The following is a 25,159-nucleotide window of genomic DNA, read 5'->3' as shown; positions in this document are numbered from 1 at the left end:
CCGAAGCATCGGTCGCCGTTACACTGGTCACTCCGAAACCTCCAAGTTGAGCAGATCTTCGAGGGTCTCGCGGCGCAGCAGAACGCGCGAGACGCCGTCCTTGACCGCCACGACGGCGGGGCGAGGAAGCAGGTTGTACCTGCTCGACATCGAGTAGCAGTATGCACCCGTCGCCGCGACCGCCAGTAAATCACCGGCTGCGACGTCTGCGGGCATCCAAGCGTCGCGGATGACGATGTCGCCGCTCTCGCAGTGCTTGCCGACGACGCGCGAGACCACCGGCTCGGCGTCGCTCACGCGGGAGACGAGGCGCGACTCGTACTCCGCCTGGTACAGCGATGTGCGGATGTTGTCGCTCATGCCGCCGTCGACGCTGATGTAGCGGCGGACGTGCCCGGAACCGACCTCGACGTCCTTGAGGGTTCCCACCTCGTAGAGCGTCACTGTGCCCGGTCCGGCGATGGCGCGGCCCGGTTCGACCGCGAGGGTCGGGGCCGGCAGCCCGGCGAGCGCGGACTCGGTGCGGACGATGTCGCCCAGTTTCGCCGCGAGGTCGGCGACCGGCGGCGGGTCGTCGCTCGGCACGTACGAGATGCCCAGACCACCGCCGAGATCGACGATGTTCATCTGCGAGGTCTTGTCGACACCGAACTCGGCGACGATGTCGCGCAGCAGGCCGATGACGCGGTGGGCGGCCAGTTCGAAGCCGTCGACATCGAAGATCTGCGAGCCGATGTGGCTGTGCAGGCCGACGAGGCGGAGATTGTCGGCCGCGAAGACGCGGCGCACGGCCTGCATGGCGTTGCCACCGGCGAGCGAGAGCCCGAACTTCTGGTCCTCGTGCGCGGTGGAGATGAACTCGTGGGTGTGGGCCTCGACGCCCACGGTCACGCGGATGAGCACGTCCTGGACGACACCGGCCTCACCGGCGACCGCGTCGAGCCGGTCGATCTCGGCGAGCGAGTCGAGCACGATGTGCCCGACCCCGGCGGTCACGGCGGCCTGCAGTTCGCGGACGGACTTGTTGTTGCCGTGCATCGCGATCTTCCCGGCGGGGAATCCGGCGTGCAGGGCCACGGCGAGCTCACCGCCGGACGCGACGTCGAGCGAGAGCCCTTCCTGATGAACCCACCGTGCGATCTCGCTGCACAGGAACGCCTTCGACGCGTAGTGCACCTTCGCCGACGGGCCGAAGGCCTCGGCGATCTCCCGGCAGCGGGAGCGGAAGTCGTCTTCGTCGACGACGAACAGCGGGGTGCCGTACTTCTCGGCGAGCTCGGTCACCGGGATACCGGCGATGCGCATGACGCCGTCCTCGCCGCGCGCGGCATTGCGGGGCCACACGTGCGGGGCCAGCGCGTTGAGCGCCGCGGTGTCGGCCGGGCGCTCGGGCAGGTTGGGGGCGTGCGGGATCTGGGCGTGACGCGGTCCCGCGGGGTGCGCGTTCACATCCGCTCCGGGGCGGTGACGCCGAGCAGGCCGAGGCCGTTGGCGAGGACCTGGCGTGCGGCCGCGCACAACGCGAGTCGCGCGGTGTGCAGCGGTCCGGCCTCCTCGTCGCCCTGCGGCAGGATCCGGCAGGCGTCGTAGAAGCGGTGGTAGGTGCCCGCGAGTTCCTCGAGATAGCGGGCGACGCGGTGCGGTTCGCGCAGTTCGGCCGCCTTTGCCAGCACCCGGGGGTACTCGCCGAGGGTGCGGATGAGGTCGCCCTCGCGTTCGTGGGTGAGTAGCGAGAAGTCGGCGCCCTCGGCGGTCAGGCCGAGATCGGCGGCGTTGCGCGCGATCGACGACAGTCGTGCGTGGGCGTACTGGACGTAGTAGACCGGGTTCTCGTTCGTGGTGCTCGCCCACAGCTCGAGGTCGATGTCGATGCTCTGGTCCACCGAGGAACGCACGAGCGAGTAGCGGGCGGCGTCGACGCCGATCGCCTCGACGAGGTCGTCGAGGGTGATCACGGTGCCGGCCCGCTTGCTCATCCTCACGGCCTCGCCGCCACGGACGAGGTTGACCATCTGGCCGATCATCACCTCGACGGTGTCGGGGTCGTCGCCGAACGCCGCCGCGGCGGCCTTCAGACGCGCGATGTAGCCGTGGTGGTCGGCACCGAGCATGTAGATGCACAGGTCGAAGCCGCGCGAGCGCTTGTCCTGGAAGTAGGCGATGTCGCCGGCGATGTAGGCGGCGTTGCCGTCGGACTTGATGACGACACGGTCCTTGTCGTCGCCGTAATCGGTGCTCTTGAGCCACCACGCGCCGTCGTCGAAGTACAGATTGCCCGACGCCTTCAGGGTCTCGACGGCCTTCTCGACGGCTCCGCTCTCGAAGAGGGAGTTCTCGTGGAAGTACACGTCGAAGTCGACGCCGAACTCGTGGAGGGTGCGCTTGATGTGCGCGAACATCAGGTCCACGCCGATCGAGCGGAACGTCTCGTGCCGCTCGTCCTCGGGGAGCTCGAGGGCGTCGGGGCGCTGCTCGAGCACGGAGGAGGCGATGTCGACGATGTACGCGCCGGCGTAGCCGTCCTCGGGGGCGGGCTGTCCGAGTGCGGAGGCGATGAGCGACCGGGTGAAGCGGTCGATCTGCGCGCCGTGGTCGTTGAAGTAGTACTCGCGGGTGACCTCGCCACCCTGGGCGGTGAGGATGCGTCCGAGCGCGTCGCCGACCGCGGCCCAGCGGGTGCCACCGAGGTGGATCGGGCCGGTGGGGTTGGCGGAGACGAACTCGAGGTTGATCCTCGTGTTCGCGAGGTCGCTGCCGGTGCCGTAGGCGGCGCCCTCGGCGAGCACCTTCGCCACGATCGCTCCCTGGGCGTCGGCGGCGAGCCGGATGTTGAGGAAGCCGGGGCCCGCGACCTCGGCGGAGTCGATGCCGTCGGCGGCGGTCAAGGCTTCGGCGAGCCAGGTGGCGAGTTCGCGGGGATTGACGCCGACCTTCTTCGCAACCTGCATCGCGACGTTGGTCGCGTAGTCGCCGTGCTCCGGATTGCGCGGGCGCTCGACGGTGAGGGTCTCGGGAAGAACGGACGCGTCGAGACCACGGTCGGTGAGGACACCGGCGGCGGTTCCGCGGAGCAGCTGAGCAAGGTCGGAGGGAGTCACAGGTGTCCATCCTATTGGCTGGTCGATCGCGGCGCCGACGCTCCCCCTACCGGCAGGTCCGGGCACCGCGCGAGAGCACGCCCGTAGAGTTGTAGGTGTTTGTGCGCCCGATGGGCGCGCGTCCGCCTGTCCACCCGTCGAAAGAGCACACAGCGATGCCCAGCGGTTCGGTTAGTGGCGGCTCCGGTAACAAGAAGACCGGAGCCAAGTCGTCGAAGGCCATTCAGGCCGCCAAGAAGAAGAGCGGCGGCGCTCCCGGGGTCTCCGCGCAGCGCCAGATCCCGTGGTTGACGATCGGCGGCGTGGCCCTGGTCGTCGTGCTGGTCGCCGTGATTGCTGTGAGCCTGATCCCGAAGTATCAGAACCAGCAGGAGATGTCGGCGTGGACGCCGTCGGAGTCCAACCAGGACCCGTCGGACGACATCGAGGGCGTGCTGAAGATCGAGTACCCGGCCGGTGTGCACGTCGCGCCGGGCCAGCGCGTCGCGTACGACCAGTCGCCGCCGTTCGGTGGCCCTCACGACTCCGTCTGGGCGACCTGCACCGGAACGGTCTACGAGCAGCCTGTGCGGAACGAGAACATGGTGCATTCGCTCGAGCACGGCGCCGTGTGGGTGGCATACAACCCCGATCTGCTCGACGACGCCGCGGTCGACACGCTCCGCGCGAAGGTCGACGGCCGCACCTACATGGTGATGTCACCGTATCCGGGACTCGAGGCTCCCGTCTCACTGCAGTCGTGGGGTCACCGGCTCGAGGTCGACAGCGTCGACGACGAGCGCATCGACCAGTTCATCAGCGCGCTGCGCCTGAACCAGTACACCTACCCCGAGGTGGGTGCGAGCTGCTCGACGATCCCCGGTTCGTTCGATCCCGCGAACCCGCCGGCCTTCGACGCCTCCGAGCCCGGCCCCGACGCGGTGCCGATGAACGCGGAGACCGCGGGCGACATGCAGCAGGCACCGGCCGGGAGCTGACGATGAGCGAGACCTCCTCGGACATCTCCACCCCCGAGCGTGGTGGGCACAACCGGCTGCTGCTGGTGCTGCTCACCGTCGCTGCGGTCACCGTCGGTTTCCTCGCGGGGTTCCTGTCCCGGATCCCCTTCGAGGACTCCGCGCAGGCGGCGCCGGAGGCCGGCTCGGTGGACGTCGGATTCGCGCAGGACATGATCGTGCACCACGACCAGGGCGTCGAGATGGCCGCCGTGGTGGTCTCCAACTCGGAGGACGATCGGATCCGCAACATCGCGTACGACATCCTCACCACCCAGCAGAACCAGATCGGTCAGATGCAGGGCTGGTTGTCACTGTGGGGACAGCCGGCGCTGCCGACGGGCGAGTACATGGAGTGGATGACCGAGACGGAGACGGGTCACGGACACGGTGATCACGGTGCGACCGCCGAGTCCGAGGATTCGGACGGCTCGCACCTGATGCCGGGGATGGCGACCTCCGAGGATCTCGCGAATCTCCGGGCCGCTCGCGGTCCCGAACTGGACGTGCTCTTCCTTCAGCTGATGCTGCGCCACCACGAGGGTGGTCTGCCGATGATGGAGTACGGCGAGCAGTACGCGAGCACCTCGGCAGTGCGCAATCTGGCGGGCACGATGGTCGCGACGCAGCAGGGTGAGTCGGACCTGATGAGGTCGCTGCTCGCCGAGCGCGGCGCCGAACCGCTGCCCCTCAACTGAGTCTTCGCGCGGGCGAACCGCGACTTCGGGCCGAAAACCGGCTCTGACCTGGCGATGTGGAGTTGAGCGTTCGATGCGCTAGGCTAACTCCCGCACCTCCGGTCATCCGGTGGTCCGGATGCCCTCGTAGCTCAGGGGATAGAGCGCTTGCCTCCGGAGCAAGAAGTCGCAGGTTCGAATCCTGCCGAGGGCACCACGAAGGCTCCGCTTCTCATGAAGCGGGGCCTTCAGGTGTTCCAGGGCCTTCGGTGTCCCAGAGGCCGGTCAGTTTCCGGTGGTGAAGGGTGTGGGATCGAAGTAGTCGCGGCAGGCCGCGATCTTACCGTCGACGATCTCGAAGACGCCTGTGACGGGCAGCTCGATCGTCCGGCCGTTCATCGTGAACACATCGGTGCGTTCATTGAGCACGACGTTGCCGGAGACCGCCTGGTGGTGGATGCGGTAGTCGATGGCCCCGAAGGACGTCACGAAGCCCACGATGTACTTCTCGATCGCCGCGCGGCCGCGGATCGGTTCCATCGGGATGTTGTGGAAGACCGCATCCTCGGCGAAGAAGGCCGCGAGCTCGGCAGGATCGGGATCGGCCCAGCGACGGCAGAACTCGGTGACCAGCTCGTCGGGGCTCATCGGGTCTGCACGCGCGCGAAGCGGGCGGGTTCCGTACCGGGCACGCGACGGACCCGTCCCCGCTCGATGAGCTGCCGGACGTGCGCCGAGCCCTCTGCGAGCGCCATCCGCTTGCCGTGCAAGGGAGTCTCGTCCCACGGCCGGTACCAGCGCATGCGGGCGGTGGCCTCCCACAGCGTGAGTTCCTCGTCGCCGAACGCGTCGTAGAGATCGTCGAGGCGCTGGTCGTGATGGGCGATCAATTCGCCGACGCGGTGCGGCAGGTCGTCGATCTGCTGCCGGTGCGCTGGCAGTGCGCGTCGCACGGACAGGCCGGCGACCGCGCGCAGCGAGTCGAGGTACTCCCCCAGCGCGTCGCGTTGCGGCAGAGGGAAATCGAACTCGCCGACGTGCGGGGTCGTGGTCGCGAGGACGTGGTCGCCGCTGAACAGCACGCCGTGTTTCTCGAGCAGGAAACACGCGTGACCGGCGGTGTGGCCGGGGGTCAGCACGGTGCGCAGGGATCGTCCCGTCAGCGGGATCGTCTCGTCGGCACCGAGTTTGCGGTCGGGCAGCGCGTCGGGACGGCCGACCGCCGGTACGAGGGTGGCCAGCGACTCCTCGATCGCGTCCTCGGGTGCCCCTGCGCGGCGCAGCAGTTCGGCTTCCTGGGGACGGCGATCGTCGTCGGAGAGCATGACCTCGAGGTGGGCGAAGTCGGCCTCGTTCATCGCGACCCAGCACCCGGAGGCCTCCCGGATGCGTCCGGTGAGCCCGACGTGGTCGGGATGGAAGTGGGTGACCACCACGCCCTCGACGTCGGTGACCGACAGGCCCGCGGTGGCCAGGCCGTCCTGCAGCGCCGCCCACGACCGGTCGTCGTTCCAGCCGACGTCGACGAGAACGACGCCACGCGGGGATTCCATCACGTAGACCTGGGTGTCGCCGACCGGCAGGTCCGCCACCGGGACGGGAACGACGTGGATGCCGTCCCCGATATCACGCGCTTCGGCCATGGTGATGCCTCTCGATCATGGTGACTTTCGTTCGAAAGCTACAACAATGAATTCAACTATTACCCTGCGCGGGCTCGATGATCGCCACGATCGATCGGATCTCCCCCGCCGGGATGTCGAAGTGCTCGGTCACCGCGACCGACGTCTCGGCGCCCGGACCTGCTGCGATGTCCAGGACGAACCGCGCGACGACACTGTGGTGCCATTCGCGGAACTGCAGGTCGCGGACGCGGCGGATGGGCCGGTATTCCGGGCCGTTCTCGAGGCGGTCGCGGATCTCGATGCCGCTGTCGCCGGTGCGTTCCCCGTTCTCGACCCGCCAGGCGTCCTCGGCGAGCCGGACGTGGGACGCGTCGTGGCTGACCAGGGATCGGATGTATGCGCGTGCCATCGCGGCGCGGGGGCTGTCGGTCGGCCCGGTGGCGTGCGCGGCCAGCGCGGACATCACCTCCGGTGCCCAGTCTGCGCGGCAGATCACGAGGTCGGGCAGATACGGGTGCGGCCGGTTGTATTCGAGTTCGCTGCCGTCGATCCGCGCGCAGTGCAGACCCGCAGCGCGCGCGACCGCGACCGGCGCCGCCGAATCCCACTCCCACTGACCTCCGGCGTGGATATAGGCGTCGGCCTCCCCGCGGACCACCGCCATGGCCTTGGCACCGGCCGACCCCATCCGGATCAGATCGGCACCGAGATCGCGGGCCAGATCGAAGACGAAGGCGGGCGGCCTGCTCCCGCTGATGACGATGCGGGGGCGACGGCGGGCCGGCCGCGGCGCCGGGACCGGATCTGCGGTGCTGTGGACGACGCCGATCGCCGGTTGCGCGACCGCGGCGGCGGTGAGCCCTCGTCCTGCCTCCCAGAGCGCGATGTGGACCGCCCAGTCGACATGGTCGGGCATCCCGTACTCCTTCGACCCGTCGAGCGGGTCGATGATCCAGACGCGGTCGGCGCCGACCCGGGCCGGATCGTCCGCGGATTCCTCCGAGAGCACCGCGTCGCCGGGCCGCGCGGTCGCCAGCCGTTCGAGGATGTAGGTGTTGGCGGCGTGGTCGCCGCGCCGGCCCAGCTCGCGCCCGGTAAGGGCATCCGATTCGATGGCGCGGACCGTGAGCAGCAGTTCACCTGCGCCGGAAGCCGTCTCGGCCGCGAGCCGAGCGTCGTCGCTGTTGTCGTGCGTCATGGCCTCAACAATTCCACGACGAGGCCCGCCTGCACGGCAGGCGTGCCGTCGTGGGGGCGCACGACCAGCTCGGGATCGGACGGTGGTTCGTAGGGATCATCGACGCCGGTGAAACCGGTGATCTCACCGGCACGTGCCCGCGCGTACATGCCCTTCGGGTCGCGGGCCTCGCAGTCGGCGAGCGGCGTATCGACGAAGACCTCGACGAACCGGATCCCGGACTCCTCGTGCTGCCGGCGGATGCGGTCGCGGTCCTGACGGTAGGGACTGATGAGCGCGCAGATCGCGACGAGTCCGGCGTCGGCCATCAGCTGTGCGACCGCACCGACGCGGCGGACGTTCTCCGCGCGGTCCTCCGGACCGAAGCCGAGGTCGGCGTTGAGGCCGTGCCGGAGGTTGTCGCCGTCGAGGCGGTAGGCGGGGATGCCCTCGGCGAGCAGTCGTCGTTCGAGTTCGACGGCGAGGGTGGACTTGCCGGAGGCGGACAGCCCGGTGAGCCATACCGTCGCCCCGGCCCTCCCCCGTTCGGGCCGTGAGACCGCCGCCGAGTGCCAGACCACCGCCGTGTCGGCGAGTGTCGGGCCGGTGATCGTTCCGGCCGCGACGGTGTCGCCGGTACGTTCATCGACGAGCACGAAGCTTCCGGTGGTGCGGTTGCGCCGGTAGGGGTCGAACAGCAGCGGCTGTTGCGTCCACAATTGCACGCGGCCGATCTCGTTGAGACCGAGCGTCGTCGCGGCCTCGTCGCGGTGCAGGCTGTTGACGTCGAGGCGGTAGTCCAGCCGCGCGACCCGCGCGGTGGTCGAGCGCGTGGTGTGCAGCAGGGCGTAGCGGGCGTCCGGATCGAGGGCGGAGCGTTCGTCGAACCAGCACACCATGGCGTCGATCTCGTGGCCGACGAGCGGACGATTGTTGGGGCGGCACAGCATGTCGCCGCGTCCGACGTCGAGGTCGTCCTCGAGTTCGACGCACACCGCCGCACCGGCGAAGGCGTGCTCGAGTTCCGTCCCGCCCGGCCCCCACAACGTTCGCACCCGCGTTCCGAAACCGGAAGGGAGAACGACCACCTCATCGCCGGGCGCGAATCCGCCGGCGGCGACCGTCCCGGCGTAGCCGCGGAAGTCGCGGTGCTCACCCTCGCCCGGCCGGATGACGTACTGCACGGGCAGTCGGGCATCGATGAGGTTGGTGTCCGACGCGATGTGGACCTGTTCGAGATGGTGCAGCAGCGAAGTCCCCTCGTACCACGGCATGTTCGCGGTGCGGGAGACGACGTTGTCGCCGTGCAGGGCGGAGACGGGAACGAAGGCGAGGTCGGGCATGTCGAGCTTCGCCGCGAGATTCCGGAACTCGTCGCAGATCTCGTCGAACCGGCTCTGCGACCAGTCCACCAGGTCCATCTTGTTGATGCACAGCACCACGTGCCGCACCCCGAGCAGCGACGCGAGGAAGGCGTGCCGGCGGGTCTGCTCGACGATGCCGTTGCGGGCGTCGACGAGGACGAGTGCCAGGTCTGCGGTGGACGCCCCGGTGACCATGTTGCGCGTGTACTGCTCGTGACCGGGAGTGTCGGCGATGACGAATGTTCTGTGCGCCGTGGCGAAATAGCGATAGGCGACGTCGATCGTGATGCCCTGTTCGCGTTCGGCGCGCAGGCCGTCGGTGAGCAGCGCGAGATCGGCGCGGTCGGCGCCGCGGTCGAGGCTCGTGCGGGTCACCGCCTCGAGTTGGTCCTCGAAGACGGCCTTCGAGTCGAACAGCAATCGGCCGATGAGCGTGGACTTGCCGTCGTCGACGCTGCCGGCGGTGGCGATGCGCAGCAGGTGGGACATCAGAAATAGCCTTCCCTCTTGCGGTCTTCCATTCCGGCGTCGGAGATCCGGTCGTCCGCCCGCGTGGCGCCGCGTTCGGTGACCCTGCTGGCGGAGACCTCGGTGACCACCTCGTCCGCGGTGGTGGCGGCGGATTCGACGCAGCCGGTGCACGTCGCGTCACCGACGGTGCGGAACCGGACGAGGCTCTCGCGCGGAGTCTCCCCGGGGAGGAGGGTAAGAAAACGGTTGTGCGCGAGCAGCATTCCGTCGCGCTCGATCACCGGTCGCCGGTGGGCGTAGTACAGGGACGGCAGGTCGACGCCCTCGTCGCGGATGTAGCGCCAGATGTCGAGTTCGGTCCAGTTGGACAGCGGGAAGACCCGCATGTGTTCGCCGCGGCGGTGCCGGCCGTTGTACAGCTGCCACAGTTCGGGTCGCTGCGCCTTCGGGTCCCACTGCCCGAACTCGTCGCGCAGGCTGAAGACGCGTTCCTTCGCGCGGGCCTTCTCCTCGTCGCGACGAGCACCCCCGAAGACGGCGTCGAATCCCCCTTCCCGCAACGCGCGCAGTAGGGTTCCGGTCTGCAGCCGGTTGCGGGTCGCGTGCGGTCCGTCGTCCTCGACGGCACGCCCGGCATCGATGTCGTCCTGCACCGAGGCGACGATCGACCGGATCCCCAGGCGCTCGACGGTGCGGTCGCGGAAGTCGATCACCTCGTCGAAGTTGCGCCCGGTGTCGATGTGCAGGACGGGGAACGGCAGCGGCGCCGGCCAGAACGCCTTGGCCGCGAGGTGGAGCATCACCGCGGAGTCCTTACCACCCGAGAACAGCAGGACGGGACGGGAGAAGGTCGCGGCGACCTCGCGGAAGATGTGCACGGACTCGGCTTCGAGCGCACCGAGCAGCGAAAGTTCGTAGGTCGGTGGTCGTTGCGGTGGCACCGTGGTCACTCGTGCCCCTCTCACCCGGCTCGGTACACATGTGTACCGATGCGGTCGAAGATTACTCCGCAACAGTAGAACGAGTTTCAATTCCAGGTCAACGGGTGGTCTCCGCAGCCCTCCGTCAGCGCGGTGGCCGGTGTCCGCCGAGATCTGCGGTGATCGCATCCGCGACCGCCACGAGCGCCGCGCCGTACCGTTCGATCCCGGCGGCGTCCACCTCCCGCTCGAGGTGCAGCGTGAGCACAAGCGACTGGTGGCCGTCGGGATCGTAGGCCGGGGCGGCCACGAGATTGACCGCCCGCTTCTCCCCCGCGGCGAAGGCGTCGGGCAGCAGCACGCGCTCGCCGGGGCTGGCCACGAGTTCCGCCAGCATCTCCCTCATCTCGGGCGCGAGGTCGTGCGAGACCACTCCCGCCATGAGCGCGTACAGGCGACGGCCGCCGGGAGTGAGGGACTCCGCCAGATAACCTGTCCGGCGACATTCGGTGACGATCCGCCACAGCTCGTCGCGGTCGACGGTCACGGGCAGGGTCGGCTCTCGCCGCAGCCACTGTTCGATGCGCTCGTCGGTGTCCCACAGCACGTACATCAGCCCCACCGGGGGCGCGAAGGGGTACACCTCCCCCACGCGTGCCGCCGCGGCCGTGCCGTGGCCACCGATGACGTCGAGCACCGCGATCCGGTCGCCGACGACCGCCGACGCAGAGCACATCACGGCGAACTCCTCGGAGAGGGCGGCGAGATGCCGGTGGGCGACCGGCCCGGACGCGAAGCCGCGCTGGGCTGCGCGTCCCGCGACGATCAGTGCCGGCCCGAGACCGTAGGTCTTGTCGACGGGGTCGCGGATCAGATAACCCACGTCGGCGAGCACGGTGAGGATGCCCAAGCAGGTGGGCTTGCTCAGATCGAGTTCGCGCGCCAGTTCCGACAGTCCGAACCGGACGCCGGGTCGCGCGACGAGGTGGTCGAGGACCTGCACGACGCGTTCCGTGGGCGGCGACCGGCGGGCGGCTCCCGCCCCGGCGGTCGGCTTCCCGAGTGTCTCGGTCTCGCGACGAGCCATTGACCCTCCCTGGAACACGTTCTACTCTCGGCGCAACGGAAGACTACCGCAGCGGTACATATTTGGACCAGAGGAGATCGTAGTGCTCACCGATCCGCTCACCGCGGCGATAGCCGAGGCCGAGAAGCTCGTCGCCACAGCCCCGCACATCCGCACCGAACAGGACCTCGTCGAGGGATACGGATATCTGGCGGGCGGGATCTCGGCGTGCATCCACGCCACCTTCGCGTACAGCCGATCCCATCCGGTCTTCGTCACCGGCACCGGCCCCTACGCGAAGATGGGCCTCGACAATCCCGACACCCTGTACTGGGGCGCATCGATCCGCGACGACGCCGAGTACGTCGTCGCCGGGCGCCGCGGCACGACCTGCGATCTCAGTTTCCAGGTGCTGGCCGGCAACTACACCGACGCCGAGGTGCCCGGCAACGTCACGGCCTTCGACGACCGCGCGTTGACCATCGCCGACGACGGCACCTTCCAGGTGCGGTTCGGACCCGGCCGACGAGACCCGGAACGTAACTACTTCCCGCTCGCGTCCGGCTCGTCGCAGCTCGTGGTCCGCGAGGTCTACAGCGACTGGACGCAGCGCCGCGGCATGCTGAGCATCCACCGGCTCGACAGTCTGGGCACCCCGGCACCCGAACCCACCCACCAGGACGCGGTCACCCGTTACGAACGCGCCGGTCGCGCACTGGTCTCGCGGGTGAAGACCTGGCTGCAATTCCCCGAGTGGTTCTACCTGAAGCTGCCGGTGAACACGGTCACCGAGCCGCGCCGCACCCCAGGTGGTCTCGACACGCAGTACTCATCCGTCGGGCACTACGAACTCGGCGACGACGAGGCGATGGTCCTGACCCTCCCGGCGAGCGACGCGCCCTATCTGGGCTTCCAGATCGGCAGCCTCTGGTACATCTCCCTGGACTACATCCACCACCAGACCTCCCTGAACAACAGTCAGGCGCAGGTCGATCCCGACGGGATGGTCCGGATCGTGGTCTCGGCCCGCGATCCGGGGCTGACCAATTGGGTCGAGACCCTCGGCCGCAGCCGCGGGATCCTGCAGTTCCGCTGGCAGCGCCTCGATCGCGAACTCACCGCAGCCGACGGCCCGACCGCCGAGGTGGTGCCGTTCGACCGGCTCTCCGAGGTCCTGCCCTTCCACGATTCGAACCGCATCACTCCCGAGGCCTGGGCGCAGCGCATCGCGGACCGTCAGCGGGGCGTCGCCGATCGGATGCTCGCATGAGCGCGGCAGCGGGACTGCTCCGCGACCGCGTCGTCGTGATCTCCGGTGTCGGCCCGGGGCTGGGGCGCACCCTCGCGCTGCGGTGCGCCGAACACGGCGCCGACGTGGTGCTCGCCGCCCGGACCCGGGAGCGGCTCGAGAAGGTTGCAGCGGAAGTCGAGAGCACGGGCCGCCGGGCCCTGGTCGTGCCCACCGACATCACCGACGACGAGTCCGCCGCCGCCCTTGTCGAGTCTGCGGTCTCGGAGTTCGGTGGTGTCGACGTGCTCGTCAACAACGCGTTCTCCGTTCCGTCGATGAAACTGTTGGCGCGCACCGACTTCCAGCAGATCCGGGACAGCGTGGAGCTCACCGTCCTCGGCGCGCTGCGGCTCACGCAGTTGTTCACCCCCGCCCTCGCCGAGTCGGCCGGCGCGGTGGTCAACATCAATTCGATGGTGCTGCGGCACTCCCAGGAACGTTACGGCAGTTACAAACTCGCGAAGTCGGCGTTGCTGGCGATGTCGCAGTCCCTGGCGACGGAACTCGGACCGCAGGGAATCCGGGTGAACTCCGTTGCACCGGGGTACATCTGGGGGCCGATCCTGCAGGGGTACTTCGAACACCAGGCGGGAAAGTACGGCACCACCGTCGAACAGATCTACGAGCACACCGCCGCCACCTCCGATCTGAAGCGTCTCCCGACAACCGAGGAAATCGCGGATGCGGTGATCTTCCTGGCCTCGCCGATGGCGTCGGCGATCACCGGCCAGTGCCTCGACGTCAACTGCGGCGAATACCACCACTGAACGGGAAAGCACATGAGCGAACGCACCACCGTCGGCAGCGTCGAGGATCTGCACGCTTCCGCGACCCGCCTGACGGGCCTGACCGATTTCGGCGACGACGACTACCGTGACGGGCTCGAGGTCCTGCTCGAGTCGTATGCGCGGGACGAGAAGCTCACCCCGCTCGGCAGCAAGATGTCACGGGTCTTCCTGCGCGGCGCCCTCGTGGCGCGGTTGCTGTCGGAATCTGCCTGGTCTGCCCATCCCGAGCACGCGGACGTCCCGGTCACCCGGCCGATCTTCGTCACCGGCCTGCCCCGTACCGGCACGACGGCACTGCACCGCCTACTCGCCGCGGATCCCGCCCATCAGGGGCTCGAGATGTGGCTGACCGAGATGCCGCAACCGCGACCTCCTCGCGAGACCTGGGCGGAGAATCCCGTCTTCGCCGGGATCGAGGCCGGATTCGCACAGCACCACGTCGAGCATCCCGAATTCATGGGTGTGCACTACATGTCGGCCGCCGAGGTCGAGGAATGCTGGCAGTTGCTGCGCCAGTCGTTCCGCTCGATCTCCTACGAGTGCCTGGCCCACCTGCCCACCTATTCGCAGTGGCTCGCGGAGCAGGACTGGACCGCGGCCTATGCCCGGCACCGGAGGAATCTGCAGCTCATCGGACTGCCGGACGCCGAGAAGCGGTGGGTGCTCAAGAATCCCAGTCATCTGTTCGCACTGGACGAACTGCTCACGGTGTATCCGGACGCGCTCGTCGTCGTCACCCATCGAGATCCGCGCACCGTGATCCCGTCGGTGTGCAGCCTCGCGGCGCAGGCCACAGAGGGATGGTCCGACGCGTTCGTCGGTGAGACGATCGGGCGCAGCCAGCTCGACCTCTGGGCACGGGGTTTCGATCATTTCACCGAGGTGCGCCGCCGGCACGATCCCGCCCGTTTCGTCGACGTGGACTACCGGGATTTCGTCGCCGATCCGCTCGGCACCGTCGGCGGCCTGTACGACCGGTTCGGTCTGCCGTTCACCGCGGAGGCCGAACGCGCGATGGCCGACCTGCACGAAGAAAGCCGCAGCGGGGCAAGGAAACCCGCGCACCGGTACACGCTCGAGGAGTTCGGGCTGAGTGTGGGCGAGGTCGACGAACGTTTCCGCGACTACGCGTACCGCTGAACCCGGCAGGAAAGGCACCGGAAACCGGTGTGCCCTGGCTACCTGCGCGTTCGTCCGTGGGATGATGGAGGCATGCCCGCACCACTCCCCCTCGACCCCATCGCCGAAGCCCACCGCCAGTGGACCGCCCACGGCTGGGGCGAAGTCGCGGACGGCATGGCCGCGGTCACCTCGGTGATGCGGGCACAGCAGATCATGATGGCGCGGGTCGAGGAGGTGCTCAAGCCCTTCGGCCTGACCTTCGCCCGCTACGAACTGCTCACGCTGCTGCATTTCACCAGGTCGGGAGCATTGCCGATGGCGAAGGCCAGCGCGCGCCTGCAGGTGCACCCCACCAGCGTCACCAATGCCGTCGACCGGCTCGAGAAGGCCGGACTGGTCCGGCGTACCCCGCATCCGAGCGATCGACGGGCCACACTCATCGAACTCACCGACGAGGGACGGGCATTGGCGATCCAGGCGACGGAGAAGCTCAACACGGAGGTCTTCGCCCGGCCCGGCATTCCGGAGGAGCACATCGACACACTGCTGCGCATCATCGCGACGATGCGGCACGACGCCGGCGACTTCGACACCGGCGGTGCGCCTTCCAAGTGGTGAGGCGCGAGAGATTGCCGAGAAACGAGGAGGGCCGCCCCGTTCGGGGCGGCCCTTCGTCGTGTACGGGTGGTGCGGATCAGGCGTGCTTGAACTCCGGCGCGCGCTTCTCGACGAAGGCCGCCATGCCTTCCTTCTGGTCGGCGGTGGCGAACGTCGAATGGAACACGCGGCGCTCGAACTTCACGCCCTCGGCCAGCGTCGTCTCGAAGGACCGGTTGACGGCCTCCTTCGCCATGATCGCAACCGGCAGCGACATCGACGCGATGGTCGTCGCCGTCTCGAGCGCCACGTCGAACAGTTCGGCGGCGGGAACGATGCGCGAGACGAGTCCGGCGCGCTCGGCCTCCTCGGCGTCCATGTTGCGGCCGGTCAGGCACATGTCCATGGCCTTGGCCTTGCCCACGGCGCGGGTGAGACGCTGCGATCCGCCGATGCCCGGGATGACGCCGAGCTTGATCTCGGGCTGACCGAACTTGGCGGTGTCGGACGCGATGATGAAGTCGCACAGCATCGCCAGCTCGCAACCGCCACCGAGCGCGTAGCCCGACACCGCAGCGACGATCGGCTTGCGGACGGACGAGAGCCGATCCCACTGCGAGAACAGGTCTTCCGCGTAGACCTCGGCGAAGGTCTTCGGAGCCATCTCCTTGATGTCGGCGCCGGCGGCGAACGCCTTCTCCGAGCCGGTGAGCAGGATCGCACCGATCTCGTCGTCCGCGTCGAGTTCCTCGACGGCGGCGACGACCTCACGCATCAACTGGCTGTTGAGGGCGTTGAGCGCCTTCGGCCGGTTGAGGGTGACGATGCCGACGCGGCCTTTGCGGTCGAGCAGGATGGTCTCGAAATCGGTCACTGGCTGTCCTTCACGGTCGAGCGGTCTCGGATGTCGGTGATGATGGCGGAGAAGTCGAGTCCTCCACCACCCTCGGTGTTGAAACGATGGTAGAGCTCGGCTGCACGCAGTCCGAGTTCGGCCTCGACACCGTTGGCGCGCACCGCGTTCGCGGCCAGTCCGAGATCCTTGTCCATGAGCGCGGCCGCGAAGCCCGGCGTGTAGTCGTTGTTCGCGGGGGTGGTCGGGACGGGGCCCGGCACCGGGCAGTTGCTCGTCAGCGCCCAGCACTGACCGGACGCGTTGGACGCGACGTCGAACAGTGCCTGGTTGTCGAGGCCCAGCTTCTCACCGAGGACGAACGCCTCGCTGATGGCGATCATCGAGATGCCCAGGATCATGTTGTTGCAGATCTTCGCGGCTTGGCCGTTGCCCGACCCGCCGCAGTGGACGATCTTACGTCCCATGGCCTCGAGCAGCGGCTTCGCGGTGGCGAAGTCGTCCTCGCCGCCGCCGACCATGAACGCGAGGGTGCCTGCGGCGGCACCGGCGACACCGCCGGAGACCGGGGCGTCGACGGCACGGTGACCGGCCTTGCGTGCCTTCTCCGCCGCCGCGCGGGCATCGGCGACGTCGATGGTCGAGCTGTCGACGAACAACGTGTTCGCCTCGGCCGCAGGCAGGATCTCGTCGTACAGGTCGAGGACGAGCTTGCCGTTGGGCAGCATGGTGATCACGACCTGGGCGCCGCGCATCGCGTCGGTCGCGGCCTCGGCGACGGTGATGCCGTTCTTCGTGGCCTCTTCCTGCGCAGCGGGAACCGGGTCGTAACCGTTGACTGTGTACCCGGCGCGGACGAGGTTCGCGGCCATCGGCCCACCCATGTGTCCGAGGCCGAGGAAGGCGACGGTGGGAAGTTCACTCATCGGTCGTTCTCCTTGGGAGCGGCGAGCCCGAGTTCGAGATCGCCGAGCGGCTGGAAGTAGGCGTCGACGTCGGCCTCGGTGACATCGGCGAGGGTCGCCGGCGACCACTGCGGGTTGCGGTCCTTGTCGACGACCTGTGCGCGGATGCCCTCGACGAGGTCGTGCGACTTCAGCGAGGCGGTCGAGACCCGGAACTCCTTGTTCAGCACCTCTTCGAGGCTGCCGAGCTGCCGGGCGTGACGCAGCGAGCGGAGGGTCACCTTCAGCGCGACAGGCGATTTCGCGAGCACCTGGCCGGCGGTCTCCCGTGCCTCCGGAACATCGGAAGCCCGAAGGCGTTCGACGATCTCCTCGACGGTGTCGGCGGAGTACGCCGCGTCGATCCATTCGCGCTGCCCGAGCAGCGCCGATTCCGGTGCGGGCTGCGAGTATTCGGCGAGCGCGTCCTCGAGCGGGCCGGATTCGAGTGCGGCGACGAACTTGTCGAGCGAATCGGACGGCAGGTAGTGGTCGGCGAAGCCCAGGATGACGGCGTCGCCGGCCTTCATCCGTCCGGTGGTCAGCGCGATGTGCGTGCCGATCTCGCCGGGGGTGCGCGAGAGCAGGTAGGTGCCGCCGACGTCGGGAACGAATCCGATTCCGGTCTCGGGCATCGCGATGCTCGAGCGTTCGGTGACGATCCGGACGTTGCCGTGCGCCGAGATCCCGACGCCGCCGCCCATGACGATGCCGTCCATGATCGCGATGTACGGCTTCGGGTAACGACCGATGGCGGCGTTGAGGATGTACTCGTCGCGCCAGAAGTCCTGCGATCCCGTGCCGCCGTCCTTGGCGTCGTGGTAGATCGAGACGATGTCGCCGCCGGCGCACAGGCCGCGCTCACCGGCACCGCGCACCAGCACGGCACGCACCGAATCGTCGTTCTCCCACGCGCTCAGGGCCTTCGACATCTCGAGGACCATGGCGTGGTTGAGGGCGTTGATGGCCTTGGGCCGGTTGAGCGTGATACGGCCGATGCCGTCCTTCACGTCGATGAGGATCTCGGGTTCCTGCCCGGTCATGCCGCTCCGTTCTGCGCTGCGGCCACCACGCTCCGCGCGACGACCACCCGCATGATCTCGTTGGTTCCTTCCAGGATCTGATGCACGCGCAGGTCGCGGACGATCTTCTCGATCCCGTACTCGGCAAGGTAACCGTATCCGCCGTGCAACTGCAGCGCCTCGTTCGCGACCTCGAAACCGGTGTCGGTGGCGAAGCGCTTGGCCATCGCGCACAGCTCCACGACGTCGTCGGCGCCACGGTCGAGAGCGTCGGCGGCACGCCACAGCATCGTGCGTGCGGCCTCGAGTTCGATCCGCATGTCGGCGAGGCGGAACTGCAGCGCCTGCGAGTCGAGCAGCCGCTCGCCGAATGCCTTGCGCTCGGCGAGGTAGGCGACCGCCCGGTCGAGGGCGGTCTGGCCGCCGCCCACCGAGCACGCGGCGATGTTGATGCGGCCGCCGTTGAGGCCGTGCATGGCGATCCGGAAGCCGCCGCCCTCGGTGCCGAGGAGGTTCTCGGCGGGCACGCGGGCGCCGTCGAGGATGACCTGGCGGGTGGGCTGCGCGTTCCAGCCCATCTTCTTCTCGTTGGCGCCGAAGGACAGCCCGGTGGTGTCCTTCGGGACGATGAACGCCGAAATACCGCGGGCGCCGGTATCGCCGGTGCGGGCCATGACCACGTAGACGTCGGACGTACCGGCCCCGGAGATGAACTGCTTGACTCCGGTGAGCACGTACTCGTCGCCGTCACGAACGGCCTTGGTGCTCAGGGCCGCCGCATCGGATCCGGCGCCCGGTTCGGTGAGGCAGTAGCTCGCGAGGTGCTCCATCGTGCAGAGCTTCGGGATCCACTGCTTGCGCTGGTCGTCGTTGCCGAACTTGTCGATCATCCACGTGACCATGTTGTGGATGGAGATGTAGGCGGCGATGGACGGGCAGCCCTTCGCGAGCTCCTCGAAGATGCGGACGGAGTCGAGGCGTCGCAGCCCCGATCCGCCCACGTCCTCGCGGACGTAGATCCCGCCCATGCCCAGTTCGGCGGCCTTGCGCAGCACGTCCACGGGGAAGTGCTTGCTCTGGTCCCATTCGACCGCGTTCGGGACCAGATATTCGGTGGCGAAGTCCCGGGCGGTGTCGCGGATCGCCCGGTCGTCGTCGGTGAGAACGAACATCGATGGACCGCCTAGTTCATCGTCGGGATGACGAAGTGGTCGGTGTCGGCCACGTGCGCACCCTCGATGTCGCCTTCCTTGACACCGGACGGCCAACGCTGCGTGACCGTCTTGGTCTTGGTGTAGAAGCGGAAGGCGTCGGGGCCGTGCTGGTTGAGGTCGCCGAAGCCGGAGGCCTTCCAGCCGCCGAAGGTGTAGTACGCGATCGGGACGGGGATGGGGACGTTGATGCCGACCATGCCGACCTCGACGCGGGCCGCGAAGTCGCGGGCGGTGTCGCCGTCGCGGGTGAAGATCGCGACGCCGTTGCCGTACTCGTGCTCGGTGGGCAGGCGCAGGGCGTCCTCGTAGTCGCGCGCACGCACCACGGTGAGCACGGGGCCGAAGATCTCCTCCTTGTAGATGGACATCTCGGGGGTGACCTTGTCGAACAGGGTGGCGCCCGAGAAGAAGCCGTTCTCGTGGCCCTCGAGGACGAAGTCGCGGCCGTCGACGACCAGCTCGGCGCCTTCTTCGACGCCCTGGGCGATGTAGCCGTGCACGCGGTCGCGGGCGGCGGCGGTCACGAGCGGACCGAAGTCGGCCTTCTCGTCGAAGCTGGTGCCGATACGCAGTTCGGCGATGCGCTCGGTGAGCTTGGCGACGAGACGATCCGCGGTCTCCTCGCCCACGGGGACGGCGACGGACAGCGCCATGCAGCGCTCACCGGCCGAGCCGTAGGCGGCGCCGACGAGTGCGTCCGCGACCTGGTCGAGGTCGGCGTCGGGCATGACGATCGCGTGGTTCTTCGCACCACCGAAGCACTGTGCGCGCTTGCCGTTCTTCGCGGCCGTCTCGTAGATGTACTGCGCGATGGGGGTCGAGCCGACGAAGCCGATCGCCTTGATGCGCGGGTCGTCGAGCAGGTAGTCGACGGCGCTCTTGTCGCCGTTGACGACGTTGAACACACCGGCGGGCAGGCCGGCCTCGAGGAACAGCTCGGCCAGGCGGAGCGGCACCGAGGGGTCGCGCTCGGAAGGCTTGAGCACGAACGCGTTTCCGGCGGCGAGCGCCGGGCCGGCCTTCCACAGCGGGATCATGGCCGGGAAGTTGAACGGGGTGATACCGGCGACGACGCCGAGGGGCTGACGCATCGAGTACACGTCGATTCCGCCGCCTGCGGACTCGGTGTACTCACCCTTGAGGAGGTGCGGGGCGCCGATCGCGACCTCGATCACCTCGAGGCCGCGCTGGATGTCGCCCTTCGCGTCGGGGACGGTCTTGCCGTGCTCGCTCGACAGCAGGTGGGCGAGCTCGTCCATGTTCTCCTGCACGAGGTACACGAACTTCATGAGGACGCGCACGCGCTTCTGCGGATTCCAGGACGCCCACACCTTCTGCGCCTCGGTGGCGTTGGCGATGACGGCGTCTACCTCGGAGTCGGCCGCGAGCGGCACGCGGGCCTGGACCTCTCCGGTGTTGGGGGCGAAGACGTCGGCGAAGCGGCCGGAGGTGCCGGCGACGTGCTGCCCGCCGACGAAGTGGGTCAATTCTCGAACGCTCATGTCCGATCCCGTCCTTTACTGGTGTGCGATGACGTGGGGTGTGCGATTTCGGCACGAACGGGCTCAGGCCCGAAGTCTTCGCTCATCCTATAGTTGGAAGTCCACGTATGTCTACCGTCACACCGGACCGGATCGGCCGGCACCCTCACGCACGGTCGATGCGCGAGGGGCCGATGCTCGAGGGGCCGATATCAGCCCTCGGCGATCTGCTGCGCCTTCGCGTACGCCAGGTGCAGGAAGTCGGCTCCGGTCAGCGCCGCGAACGAACCCGCCACCAGACGCGTGAGATTCGGAGCGTAGACGCGGCCGAAGACCATCGCCGTCACCGTCCACAGGTCGAGGCAGAAGGGGCAGGCCAGCAGTTCCCCGACGGCGTGACGGACCCGCGACGACTTGCGGGGCTGCTCCATCACCTCGGCCGGACCACCGGGGCCGTCGAACTTCGTGAACGGTGCGCGGACGGGACTGGTCACCGCCGCCTTGCTCACGATCCGGGAGACCTTGTGGCTCGCGAGCGCGGTCACCACGAGATCGCCGGCATCGGGCTTCGGCATCGGCCGCCCGCGCTTTGCCGCGACGGCGCCGAGCGTGCCGACAGTGGTGAGGTACACGGACATGAGCACCGCATATCCACCGAGGGGCCGATCCTCCCCGTTCCGATAGGTGTCGGCCTCCTGCTGGACCGCATCGACCGCACGTTCGGCGTTCTCCCGCGCTGTCGACGATGCTTCCGGAGTCCGCATGAATCCTCCACTCGTGGCCTGTGCTGTCGGTGGCGCGACCGGAGCCGTCACCTTCACGGGCGGCATACCCCGGGGACGGACGACACAACCACCGGCGACCGATCGAGGTCAACGCATGCGGCGGTAGAGATCCTCGAGGTCGATGATCCCCCGGATCACCACGGCTTCGTCGGTTCCGCCGGCCCGCAACGCGCGGCGCAGCAGCATCGGATCGAGGTCCTCGAGCGCGGGACGGAACCGTTCCGTGGGCAGCTCGGACAACTCGGTGTCGTCGCCGTAGAAGTCCCGCGCCGCGGCCACCTCTTCGTCGGCGTCCGCATCGTCGACGCCGCCGATCAGCGTCGCGAGGTCCACCCCGCGCAGGGTCAGGACCGCGAACGGTTGGTCGTCGACGTGTTCTGCGAGCAGGTAGGCGACGGCCGCGGCGTGCTTGCAGGGCCACCCGTCGTCGGGGCAGGTGCAGTCGAAGTCGAGTTCACCCGCGCGTCGCGGGAGGAGGGCCGATCCGAGTTCCTCGGGAAGGATGCCCGCCGCAAGTCGCGCCAGCATGCCCGGCGACGAGCGGACGAGCGAGACGAGGTCTCCCACCGCCTCCTCGTCGAGCGTGCGCACCCGCACCGCCGAGGTGAACGGGGTGAGTTGACTGCCCTGCACGTCGCCGACGGCCGCTCCGGGTTCGAGCCGCATGGAGATCACCTGGCCGGCGCGTGCATACGCACGGCCCCGCGTCAGTCGCCCCTTCTCGGCGACCTCCTCCATCGCCGAGATCAGTTCCTTCGACCACCAGCTGCGGCCGATCGAGCCCCGCTTGGTGCGCGCCTCGATGCCGCCGTCGATCCGGCGGGCCGTGCCGTAGCGGCGTACGTTGCTCCGTGCCATCTAGTCCCCCACCGCGTCGTCGCCGAGGGTGAGCAGGGAGTGCAGCTGATCGGTGGACAGCTCGGTGATCCAGTTCTCCCCTGCCCCGACCACAATCTCGGCCAGTTCCTGCTTGCCGGTGAGCATCTCGTCGATACGCTCCTCCACCGTTCCCACACAGACGAGCTTGCGGACCTGGACGTCGCGACGCTGCCCGATCCGGAACGCACGGTCGGTGGCCTGGTTCTCCACCGCCGGATTCCACCACCGGTCGAGATGCACGACGTGGTTGGCGGCGGTGAGGTTCAGTCCGGTGCCGCCCGCCTTGAGCGAGAGCACCATGATCGGCGGTCCGCCCTCGCTCTGGAAGCCGTCGACCATCGCGTCGCGCCGGCCCTTGGACACTCCCCCGTGCAGGAAGGGCACCGTCGTGGCGAACCGCTCCTCGAGATAGGGCACGACGAGCTCACCGAACTCACGGAACTGCGTGAACAGCAACACCTTCTCGCCGTCGGCCAGCACCGACTCGACAATGTCCTCGACCAGGCCGAGTTTGCCCGAGCGGTGCCGTCCGCGACGCAGGACGGGCGAGCCGTCGCCCAGATAGTGCGCGGGGTGGTTGCACACCTGCTTGAGCCGGGTCAGCGCCGCGAGCACCGCGCCCTTGCGGGCCATGCCCTCCTTGTCCCGGATCCGGCGCATCATGTCGTCCACGACGGCCCGATACAGGGCGGCCTGCTCGGCCGTGAGGTTGGCGCGCACGGTCTGCTCGAACTTCTCGGGCAGATCGGAGATCACGTCGGGGTCGGTCTTGACGCGGCGCATCACGAACGGTGCGGACAGTGCCCGCAACCGTGCCGCGGCGACGGCGTCGTGGTCGCGCTCGATCGGCACCGCGAACCGGGCACGGAAGGACGCCGCGCTGCCGAGCAGGGACGGATTCGCGAAGTCCAGGATCGCGCGCAGTTCCTCGAGCCGGTTCTCCACCGGTGTGCCGGTGAGCGCGATCCGGTGCGCCGCGGGCACGGCGCGCGTGGCGCGGGACTGCGCGGTCGCGGTGTTCTTCACGTGCTGGGCCTCGTCGAGGACCACGCGTTGCCAGGTCAGCGTCGCAAGCTGCGCGACGTCGCGGGCGGCGATGGCGTAGGTCGTCACCACGAGGTCGTGGTCGGCGGCAGCGGCGGCGAGCGCCGGTCCGCTCAGCCGCTGGGCGCCGTGGTGGACGTGCACCCGCAGGTCGGGCACGAACCGTTCGGCCTCACGCTGCCAGTTGCCCACCACCGACATCGGGCAGACCAGCAGGGTCGGGGCGTTCCGCAGGCCCGACTCTCGTTCGTGGGCGAGCAGCGCGAGCACCTGGATGGTCTTGCCCAGGCCCATGTCGTCGGCGAGCACGGCGCCGAGACCGAGCCGGCTCATGAACGCGAGCCAGTCGAGGCCGCGCTGCTGGTAGGGACGCAGTTCGGCGTTCAGTCCCGCCGGCACGGGGACGGGCTCGGGGTGCGCCTGCCCGTCGAGCAGCATCTCGACCCAGCCGGAGGCGGAGATCTCGGTGACCTCCGCGGGCGGAGCATCGTCGCCGGTGAACTGGGCGAACAACGACCCGAGGGTCGCATCCTCGGCGGAATGCGCGGTGACGTACCGGGCCGCGCGGGCCAGCGCCTCGGCATCTGCCCGCACCCATTTGCCGCGCAGTTTGACCAGGTCGCTGTTGGCCGCGACGAGCTCTTCCATCTCCGACGGGGTGAGCAGCATGTCGCCGACGGCGAGCTGCCATTCGTACGAGACGATCGCGCTCATCCCGACGACGCTGTCGTCGGCGCTCACGGGGGCGACGGGTGACTCGACCTGCAGACGCAGGGACGGATCGACCCGGGTCCAGGCGCGCGGCAGCAGCACCGCGATGCCCGCGGCGTCGAGCTCCCGGGCGCCGTGCTCGACGAGATCGACGACGACCGGGGTGGGCAGCAGCAGGTCGAGACTGTCGGGATCGCGGGGCACGTCCTGCAGGCGAGGATAGGCCTGGAGCGCGATCCCGAGCTTGCGCACGCCGATCTGGAGCAGGTGCGGGTCGGTGTCCTCGACGGGCAGCGGCGTCGGGGACTGTCCCTCCGGACGCAGGCACACCTCGAGCCGCCAGATGGAGTCGGCTCCGACCCCGTCGTCGACGTCGTCCGGTTCGACGAGGCGCAGCACGAGGTCGGGTTCGTATCCGGCGAGGCTGGCGCGCCATTCCTCGAGCGCATCGGCCATGCGCTGGGTCCCGCGGGGATGGGGACTGCCCTCGGCCAGTGCAGCGACGAGGGGGTGCAGCGAGGTCGACGAGCCGTGGAGGGTGCGCACGATGGGGTCGGTCAGTTCGCGGCACAGATCGTCGAGGAGATCGACGGGCCGTCCGAGCTGTCGTTGCGCGGGAGACATCGCGGCCGCGAGTTCGGCGGACCAGGCCCGCGTCTTCTCGCCGCCGAGCAGGCGCCACCGCGCCCACCACTGCTTCTCGACACGCACGAGCTCCGGTGCGACCCGGCCGGCCTGCGCCCACCTCTCGATGCCACGGGCGACGTGCGCGAGATATCGCAGATCGCCGCCGACACCCCCGGGACGCCGCGGCATGTCCAGCAGAAGCTCGGCTGCGTCCGCCGGTGCGACCGCGACGGCGGGCAGCGTGCTCGGCTCGGTCTCCGTGGGGAAGGTGAGGGTGACGCGATGGCGGAACGGGCGGTCGATCCACCGGCGCAGCGCAGACGGCAGCGCGTCGGGATCGGGCTCTGCGGCGGGGTCCCACCACAGCATCAGGCCGGATCCCGGTGACCACAGCCCGTGCAACATGCC

The 25,159-nt window shown here is 68.8% G+C and carries 22 protein-coding genes and 1 tRNA gene; 7 read left to right on the top strand and 16 right to left on the bottom strand.

The genetic code is table 11. From position 1 onward, the window contains the following. Window positions 1-27: 27 nt before the first annotated feature. Both lysA and argS read right to left on the bottom strand, forming a co-directional pair. Window positions 28-1,449, bottom strand: coding sequence for a diaminopimelate decarboxylase (gene lysA / locus RBB84_RS04105; RefSeq protein WP_024103697.1), 1,422 nt, complete (start codon window positions 1,447-1,449; stop codon window positions 28-30). Further along, on the bottom strand, window positions 1,446-3,098 hold the full coding sequence (argS, locus tag RBB84_RS04100) for an arginine--tRNA ligase (protein WP_006552577.1): 1,653 nt from the start codon (window positions 3,096-3,098) through the stop codon (window positions 1,446-1,448). The genes lysA and argS overlap by 4 nt, the downstream gene beginning before the upstream one ends. A gap of 155 nt (window positions 3,099-3,253) precedes the next feature. On the opposite strand from argS, the gene RBB84_RS04095 reads away from it, so the two are divergent. From RBB84_RS04095 to RBB84_RS04085, 3 genes are all read left to right on the top strand, one after another. Next, window positions 3,254-4,075 (top strand): DUF3105 domain-containing protein, encoded by an 822-nt coding sequence (locus tag RBB84_RS04095; protein WP_024103695.1) that lies wholly within the window; start codon window positions 3,254-3,256, stop codon window positions 4,073-4,075. A gap of 2 nt (window positions 4,076-4,077) precedes the next feature. Then, window positions 4,078-4,791, top strand: coding sequence for a DUF305 domain-containing protein (locus tag RBB84_RS04090; protein ID WP_006552575.1), 714 nt, complete (start codon window positions 4,078-4,080; stop codon window positions 4,789-4,791). A 120-nt stretch (window positions 4,792-4,911) separates the two neighbouring features. Continuing rightward, window positions 4,912-4,987: transfer RNA gene (locus RBB84_RS04085), tRNA-Arg, on the top strand. A 68-nt stretch (window positions 4,988-5,055) separates the two neighbouring features. Here RBB84_RS04085 and RBB84_RS04080 read toward each other — a convergent pair. The 6 genes from RBB84_RS04080 to RBB84_RS04055 form a co-directional block, all read right to left on the bottom strand. Beyond that, entirely contained in the window at window positions 5,056-5,418 is a 363-nt protein-coding gene (locus RBB84_RS04080; protein ID WP_006552574.1) for a limonene-1,2-epoxide hydrolase family protein, read from the bottom strand. Beyond that, a complete protein-coding gene (locus RBB84_RS04075) occupies window positions 5,415-6,413 on the bottom strand; it encodes an MBL fold metallo-hydrolase (RefSeq protein ID WP_064256599.1) in 999 nt (332 codons plus the stop codon). The genes RBB84_RS04080 and RBB84_RS04075 overlap by 4 nt, the downstream gene beginning before the upstream one ends. 52 nt (window positions 6,414-6,465) lie before the next feature. Beyond that, window positions 6,466-7,593, bottom strand: a complete 1,128-nt coding sequence (locus RBB84_RS04070; RefSeq protein WP_006552572.1) for a 3'(2'),5'-bisphosphate nucleotidase CysQ — start codon at window positions 7,591-7,593, stop codon at window positions 6,466-6,468. Further along, the gene (gene cysC, locus RBB84_RS04065) at window positions 7,590-9,425 is read right to left on the bottom strand and encodes an adenylyl-sulfate kinase (RefSeq protein WP_064256600.1); all 1,836 of its coding nucleotides are present in this window, start codon (window positions 9,423-9,425) and stop codon (window positions 7,590-7,592) included. Before cysC ends, RBB84_RS04070 begins: the two co-directional genes overlap by 4 nt. Then, a complete protein-coding gene (cysD, locus tag RBB84_RS04060; protein ID WP_064256601.1) occupies window positions 9,425-10,357 on the bottom strand; it encodes a sulfate adenylyltransferase subunit CysD in 933 nt (310 codons plus the stop codon). Before cysD ends, cysC begins: the two co-directional genes overlap by 1 nt. A 115-nt stretch (window positions 10,358-10,472) precedes the next feature. After that, window positions 10,473-11,414 carry a helix-turn-helix domain-containing protein gene (locus tag RBB84_RS04055; RefSeq protein WP_350247199.1) on the bottom strand — a complete coding sequence of 314 codons (942 nt, stop codon included), beginning with the start codon at window positions 11,412-11,414 and terminating at the stop codon, window positions 10,473-10,475. Window positions 11,415-11,496: 82 nt separating this feature from the next. Between RBB84_RS04055 and RBB84_RS04050 the strand changes: the two genes are divergently transcribed. The 4 genes from RBB84_RS04050 to RBB84_RS04035 all read left to right on the top strand — a co-directional run bounded on the left by RBB84_RS04050 (window position 11,497) and on the right by RBB84_RS04035 (window position 15,212). After that, complete coding sequence (locus tag RBB84_RS04050; RefSeq protein ID WP_064256602.1) at window positions 11,497-12,663, top strand: hypothetical protein; 1,167 nt, start codon at window positions 11,497-11,499, stop codon at window positions 12,661-12,663. Next, window positions 12,660-13,451 (top strand): SDR family oxidoreductase, encoded by a 792-nt coding sequence (locus RBB84_RS04045; RefSeq protein ID WP_064061223.1) that lies wholly within the window; start codon window positions 12,660-12,662, stop codon window positions 13,449-13,451. The genes RBB84_RS04050 and RBB84_RS04045 overlap by 4 nt, the downstream gene beginning before the upstream one ends. Window positions 13,452-13,463: 12 nt before the next feature. Next, window positions 13,464-14,612 carry a sulfotransferase gene (locus RBB84_RS04040; protein ID WP_064256603.1) on the top strand — a complete coding sequence of 383 codons (1,149 nt, stop codon included), beginning with the start codon at window positions 13,464-13,466 and terminating at the stop codon, window positions 14,610-14,612. A gap of 72 nt (window positions 14,613-14,684) precedes the next feature. Next, complete coding sequence (locus tag RBB84_RS04035; protein ID WP_006552564.1) at window positions 14,685-15,212, top strand: MarR family transcriptional regulator; 528 nt, start codon at window positions 14,685-14,687, stop codon at window positions 15,210-15,212. A gap of 76 nt (window positions 15,213-15,288) precedes the next feature. Here the strand turns inward: RBB84_RS04035 and RBB84_RS04030 are convergent, their stop codons facing one another. The 8 genes from RBB84_RS04030 to RBB84_RS03995 all read right to left on the bottom strand — a co-directional run bounded on the left by RBB84_RS04030 (window position 15,289) and on the right by RBB84_RS03995 (window position 25,156). Next, window positions 15,289-16,065 carry an enoyl-CoA hydratase gene (locus RBB84_RS04030; RefSeq protein ID WP_006552563.1) on the bottom strand — a complete coding sequence of 259 codons (777 nt, stop codon included), beginning with the start codon at window positions 16,063-16,065 and terminating at the stop codon, window positions 15,289-15,291. Further along, window positions 16,062-16,970 carry a 3-hydroxyisobutyrate dehydrogenase gene (gene mmsB, locus RBB84_RS04025; protein WP_064256604.1) on the bottom strand — a complete coding sequence of 303 codons (909 nt, stop codon included), beginning with the start codon at window positions 16,968-16,970 and terminating at the stop codon, window positions 16,062-16,064. The genes RBB84_RS04030 and mmsB overlap by 4 nt, the downstream gene beginning before the upstream one ends. After that, complete coding sequence (locus RBB84_RS04020) at window positions 16,967-18,031, bottom strand: enoyl-CoA hydratase/isomerase family protein (RefSeq protein WP_064256605.1); 1,065 nt, start codon at window positions 18,029-18,031, stop codon at window positions 16,967-16,969. Before RBB84_RS04020 ends, mmsB begins: the two co-directional genes overlap by 4 nt. Further along, on the bottom strand, window positions 18,028-19,182 hold the full coding sequence (locus RBB84_RS04015) for an acyl-CoA dehydrogenase family protein (protein WP_064256606.1): 1,155 nt from the start codon (window positions 19,180-19,182) through the stop codon (window positions 18,028-18,030). Before RBB84_RS04015 ends, RBB84_RS04020 begins: the two co-directional genes overlap by 4 nt. 11 nt (window positions 19,183-19,193) lie before the next feature. Then, window positions 19,194-20,726: a CoA-acylating methylmalonate-semialdehyde dehydrogenase gene (locus RBB84_RS04010; RefSeq protein ID WP_064256607.1), complete on the bottom strand. Its 1,533-nt coding sequence runs from the start codon at window positions 20,724-20,726 to the stop codon at window positions 19,194-19,196. A 191-nt stretch (window positions 20,727-20,917) separates the two neighbouring features. Further along, the gene (locus tag RBB84_RS04005; RefSeq protein ID WP_006552558.1) at window positions 20,918-21,469 is read right to left on the bottom strand and encodes a DUF1360 domain-containing protein; all 552 of its coding nucleotides are present in this window, start codon (window positions 21,467-21,469) and stop codon (window positions 20,918-20,920) included. A gap of 108 nt (window positions 21,470-21,577) precedes the next feature. Then, on the bottom strand, window positions 21,578-22,348 hold the full coding sequence (locus RBB84_RS04000; protein WP_064256608.1) for an SWIM zinc finger family protein: 771 nt from the start codon (window positions 22,346-22,348) through the stop codon (window positions 21,578-21,580). Continuing rightward, window positions 22,349-25,156 carry a DEAD/DEAH box helicase gene (locus tag RBB84_RS03995; RefSeq protein ID WP_064256665.1) on the bottom strand — a complete coding sequence of 936 codons (2,808 nt, stop codon included), beginning with the start codon at window positions 25,154-25,156 and terminating at the stop codon, window positions 22,349-22,351. It lies immediately after the preceding gene. Window positions 25,157-25,159: the final 3 nt, after the last annotated feature.

Origin of the sequence: Rhodococcus sp. D-6 (assembly GCF_040256695.1) — a bacterium.
In the GTDB taxonomy this organism is placed as follows: domain Bacteria; phylum Actinomycetota; class Actinomycetes; order Mycobacteriales; family Mycobacteriaceae; genus Rhodococcus; species Rhodococcus pyridinivorans.
This window is presented reverse-complemented; position numbering and strand designations above follow the sequence as displayed.

Coding starts and splice junctions, on each gene's coding strand:
- RBB84_RS04000 (WP_064256608.1), bottom strand. CDS start 22,348: ATGGCACGGAGCAACGTACGCCGCTACGGCACGGCCCGCCGGATCGAC.
- RBB84_RS04020 (WP_064256605.1), bottom strand. CDS start 18,031: ATGACCGGGCAGGAACCCGAGATCCTCATCGACGTGAAGGACGGCATC.
- RBB84_RS04070 (WP_006552572.1), bottom strand. CDS start 7,593: ATGACGCACGACAACAGCGACGACGCTCGGCTCGCGGCCGAGACGGCT.
- RBB84_RS04005 (WP_006552558.1), bottom strand. CDS start 21,469: ATGCGGACTCCGGAAGCATCGTCGACAGCGCGGGAGAACGCCGAACGT.
- RBB84_RS04055 (WP_350247199.1), bottom strand. CDS start 11,414: ATGGCTCGTCGCGAGACCGAGACACTCGGGAAGCCGACCGCCGGGGCG.
- RBB84_RS04090 (WP_006552575.1), top strand. CDS start 4,078: ATGAGCGAGACCTCCTCGGACATCTCCACCCCCGAGCGTGGTGGGCAC.
- RBB84_RS04040 (WP_064256603.1), top strand. CDS start 13,464: ATGAGCGAACGCACCACCGTCGGCAGCGTCGAGGATCTGCACGCTTCC.
- RBB84_RS04045 (WP_064061223.1), top strand. CDS start 12,660: ATGAGCGCGGCAGCGGGACTGCTCCGCGACCGCGTCGTCGTGATCTCC.
- RBB84_RS04095 (WP_024103695.1), top strand. CDS start 3,254: ATGCCCAGCGGTTCGGTTAGTGGCGGCTCCGGTAACAAGAAGACCGGA.
- RBB84_RS04080 (WP_006552574.1), bottom strand. CDS start 5,418: ATGAGCCCCGACGAGCTGGTCACCGAGTTCTGCCGTCGCTGGGCCGAT.
- RBB84_RS03995 (WP_064256665.1), bottom strand. CDS start 25,156: ATGTTGCACGGGCTGTGGTCACCGGGATCCGGCCTGATGCTGTGGTGG.
- RBB84_RS04010 (WP_064256607.1), bottom strand. CDS start 20,726: ATGAGCGTTCGAGAATTGACCCACTTCGTCGGCGGGCAGCACGTCGCC.
- mmsB (WP_064256604.1), bottom strand. CDS start 16,970: ATGAGTGAACTTCCCACCGTCGCCTTCCTCGGCCTCGGACACATGGGT.
- RBB84_RS04035 (WP_006552564.1), top strand. CDS start 14,685: ATGCCCGCACCACTCCCCCTCGACCCCATCGCCGAAGCCCACCGCCAG.
- cysC (WP_064256600.1), bottom strand. CDS start 9,425: ATGTCCCACCTGCTGCGCATCGCCACCGCCGGCAGCGTCGACGACGGC.
- RBB84_RS04015 (WP_064256606.1), bottom strand. CDS start 19,182: ATGTTCGTTCTCACCGACGACGACCGGGCGATCCGCGACACCGCCCGG.
- RBB84_RS04075 (WP_064256599.1), bottom strand. CDS start 6,413: ATGGCCGAAGCGCGTGATATCGGGGACGGCATCCACGTCGTTCCCGTC.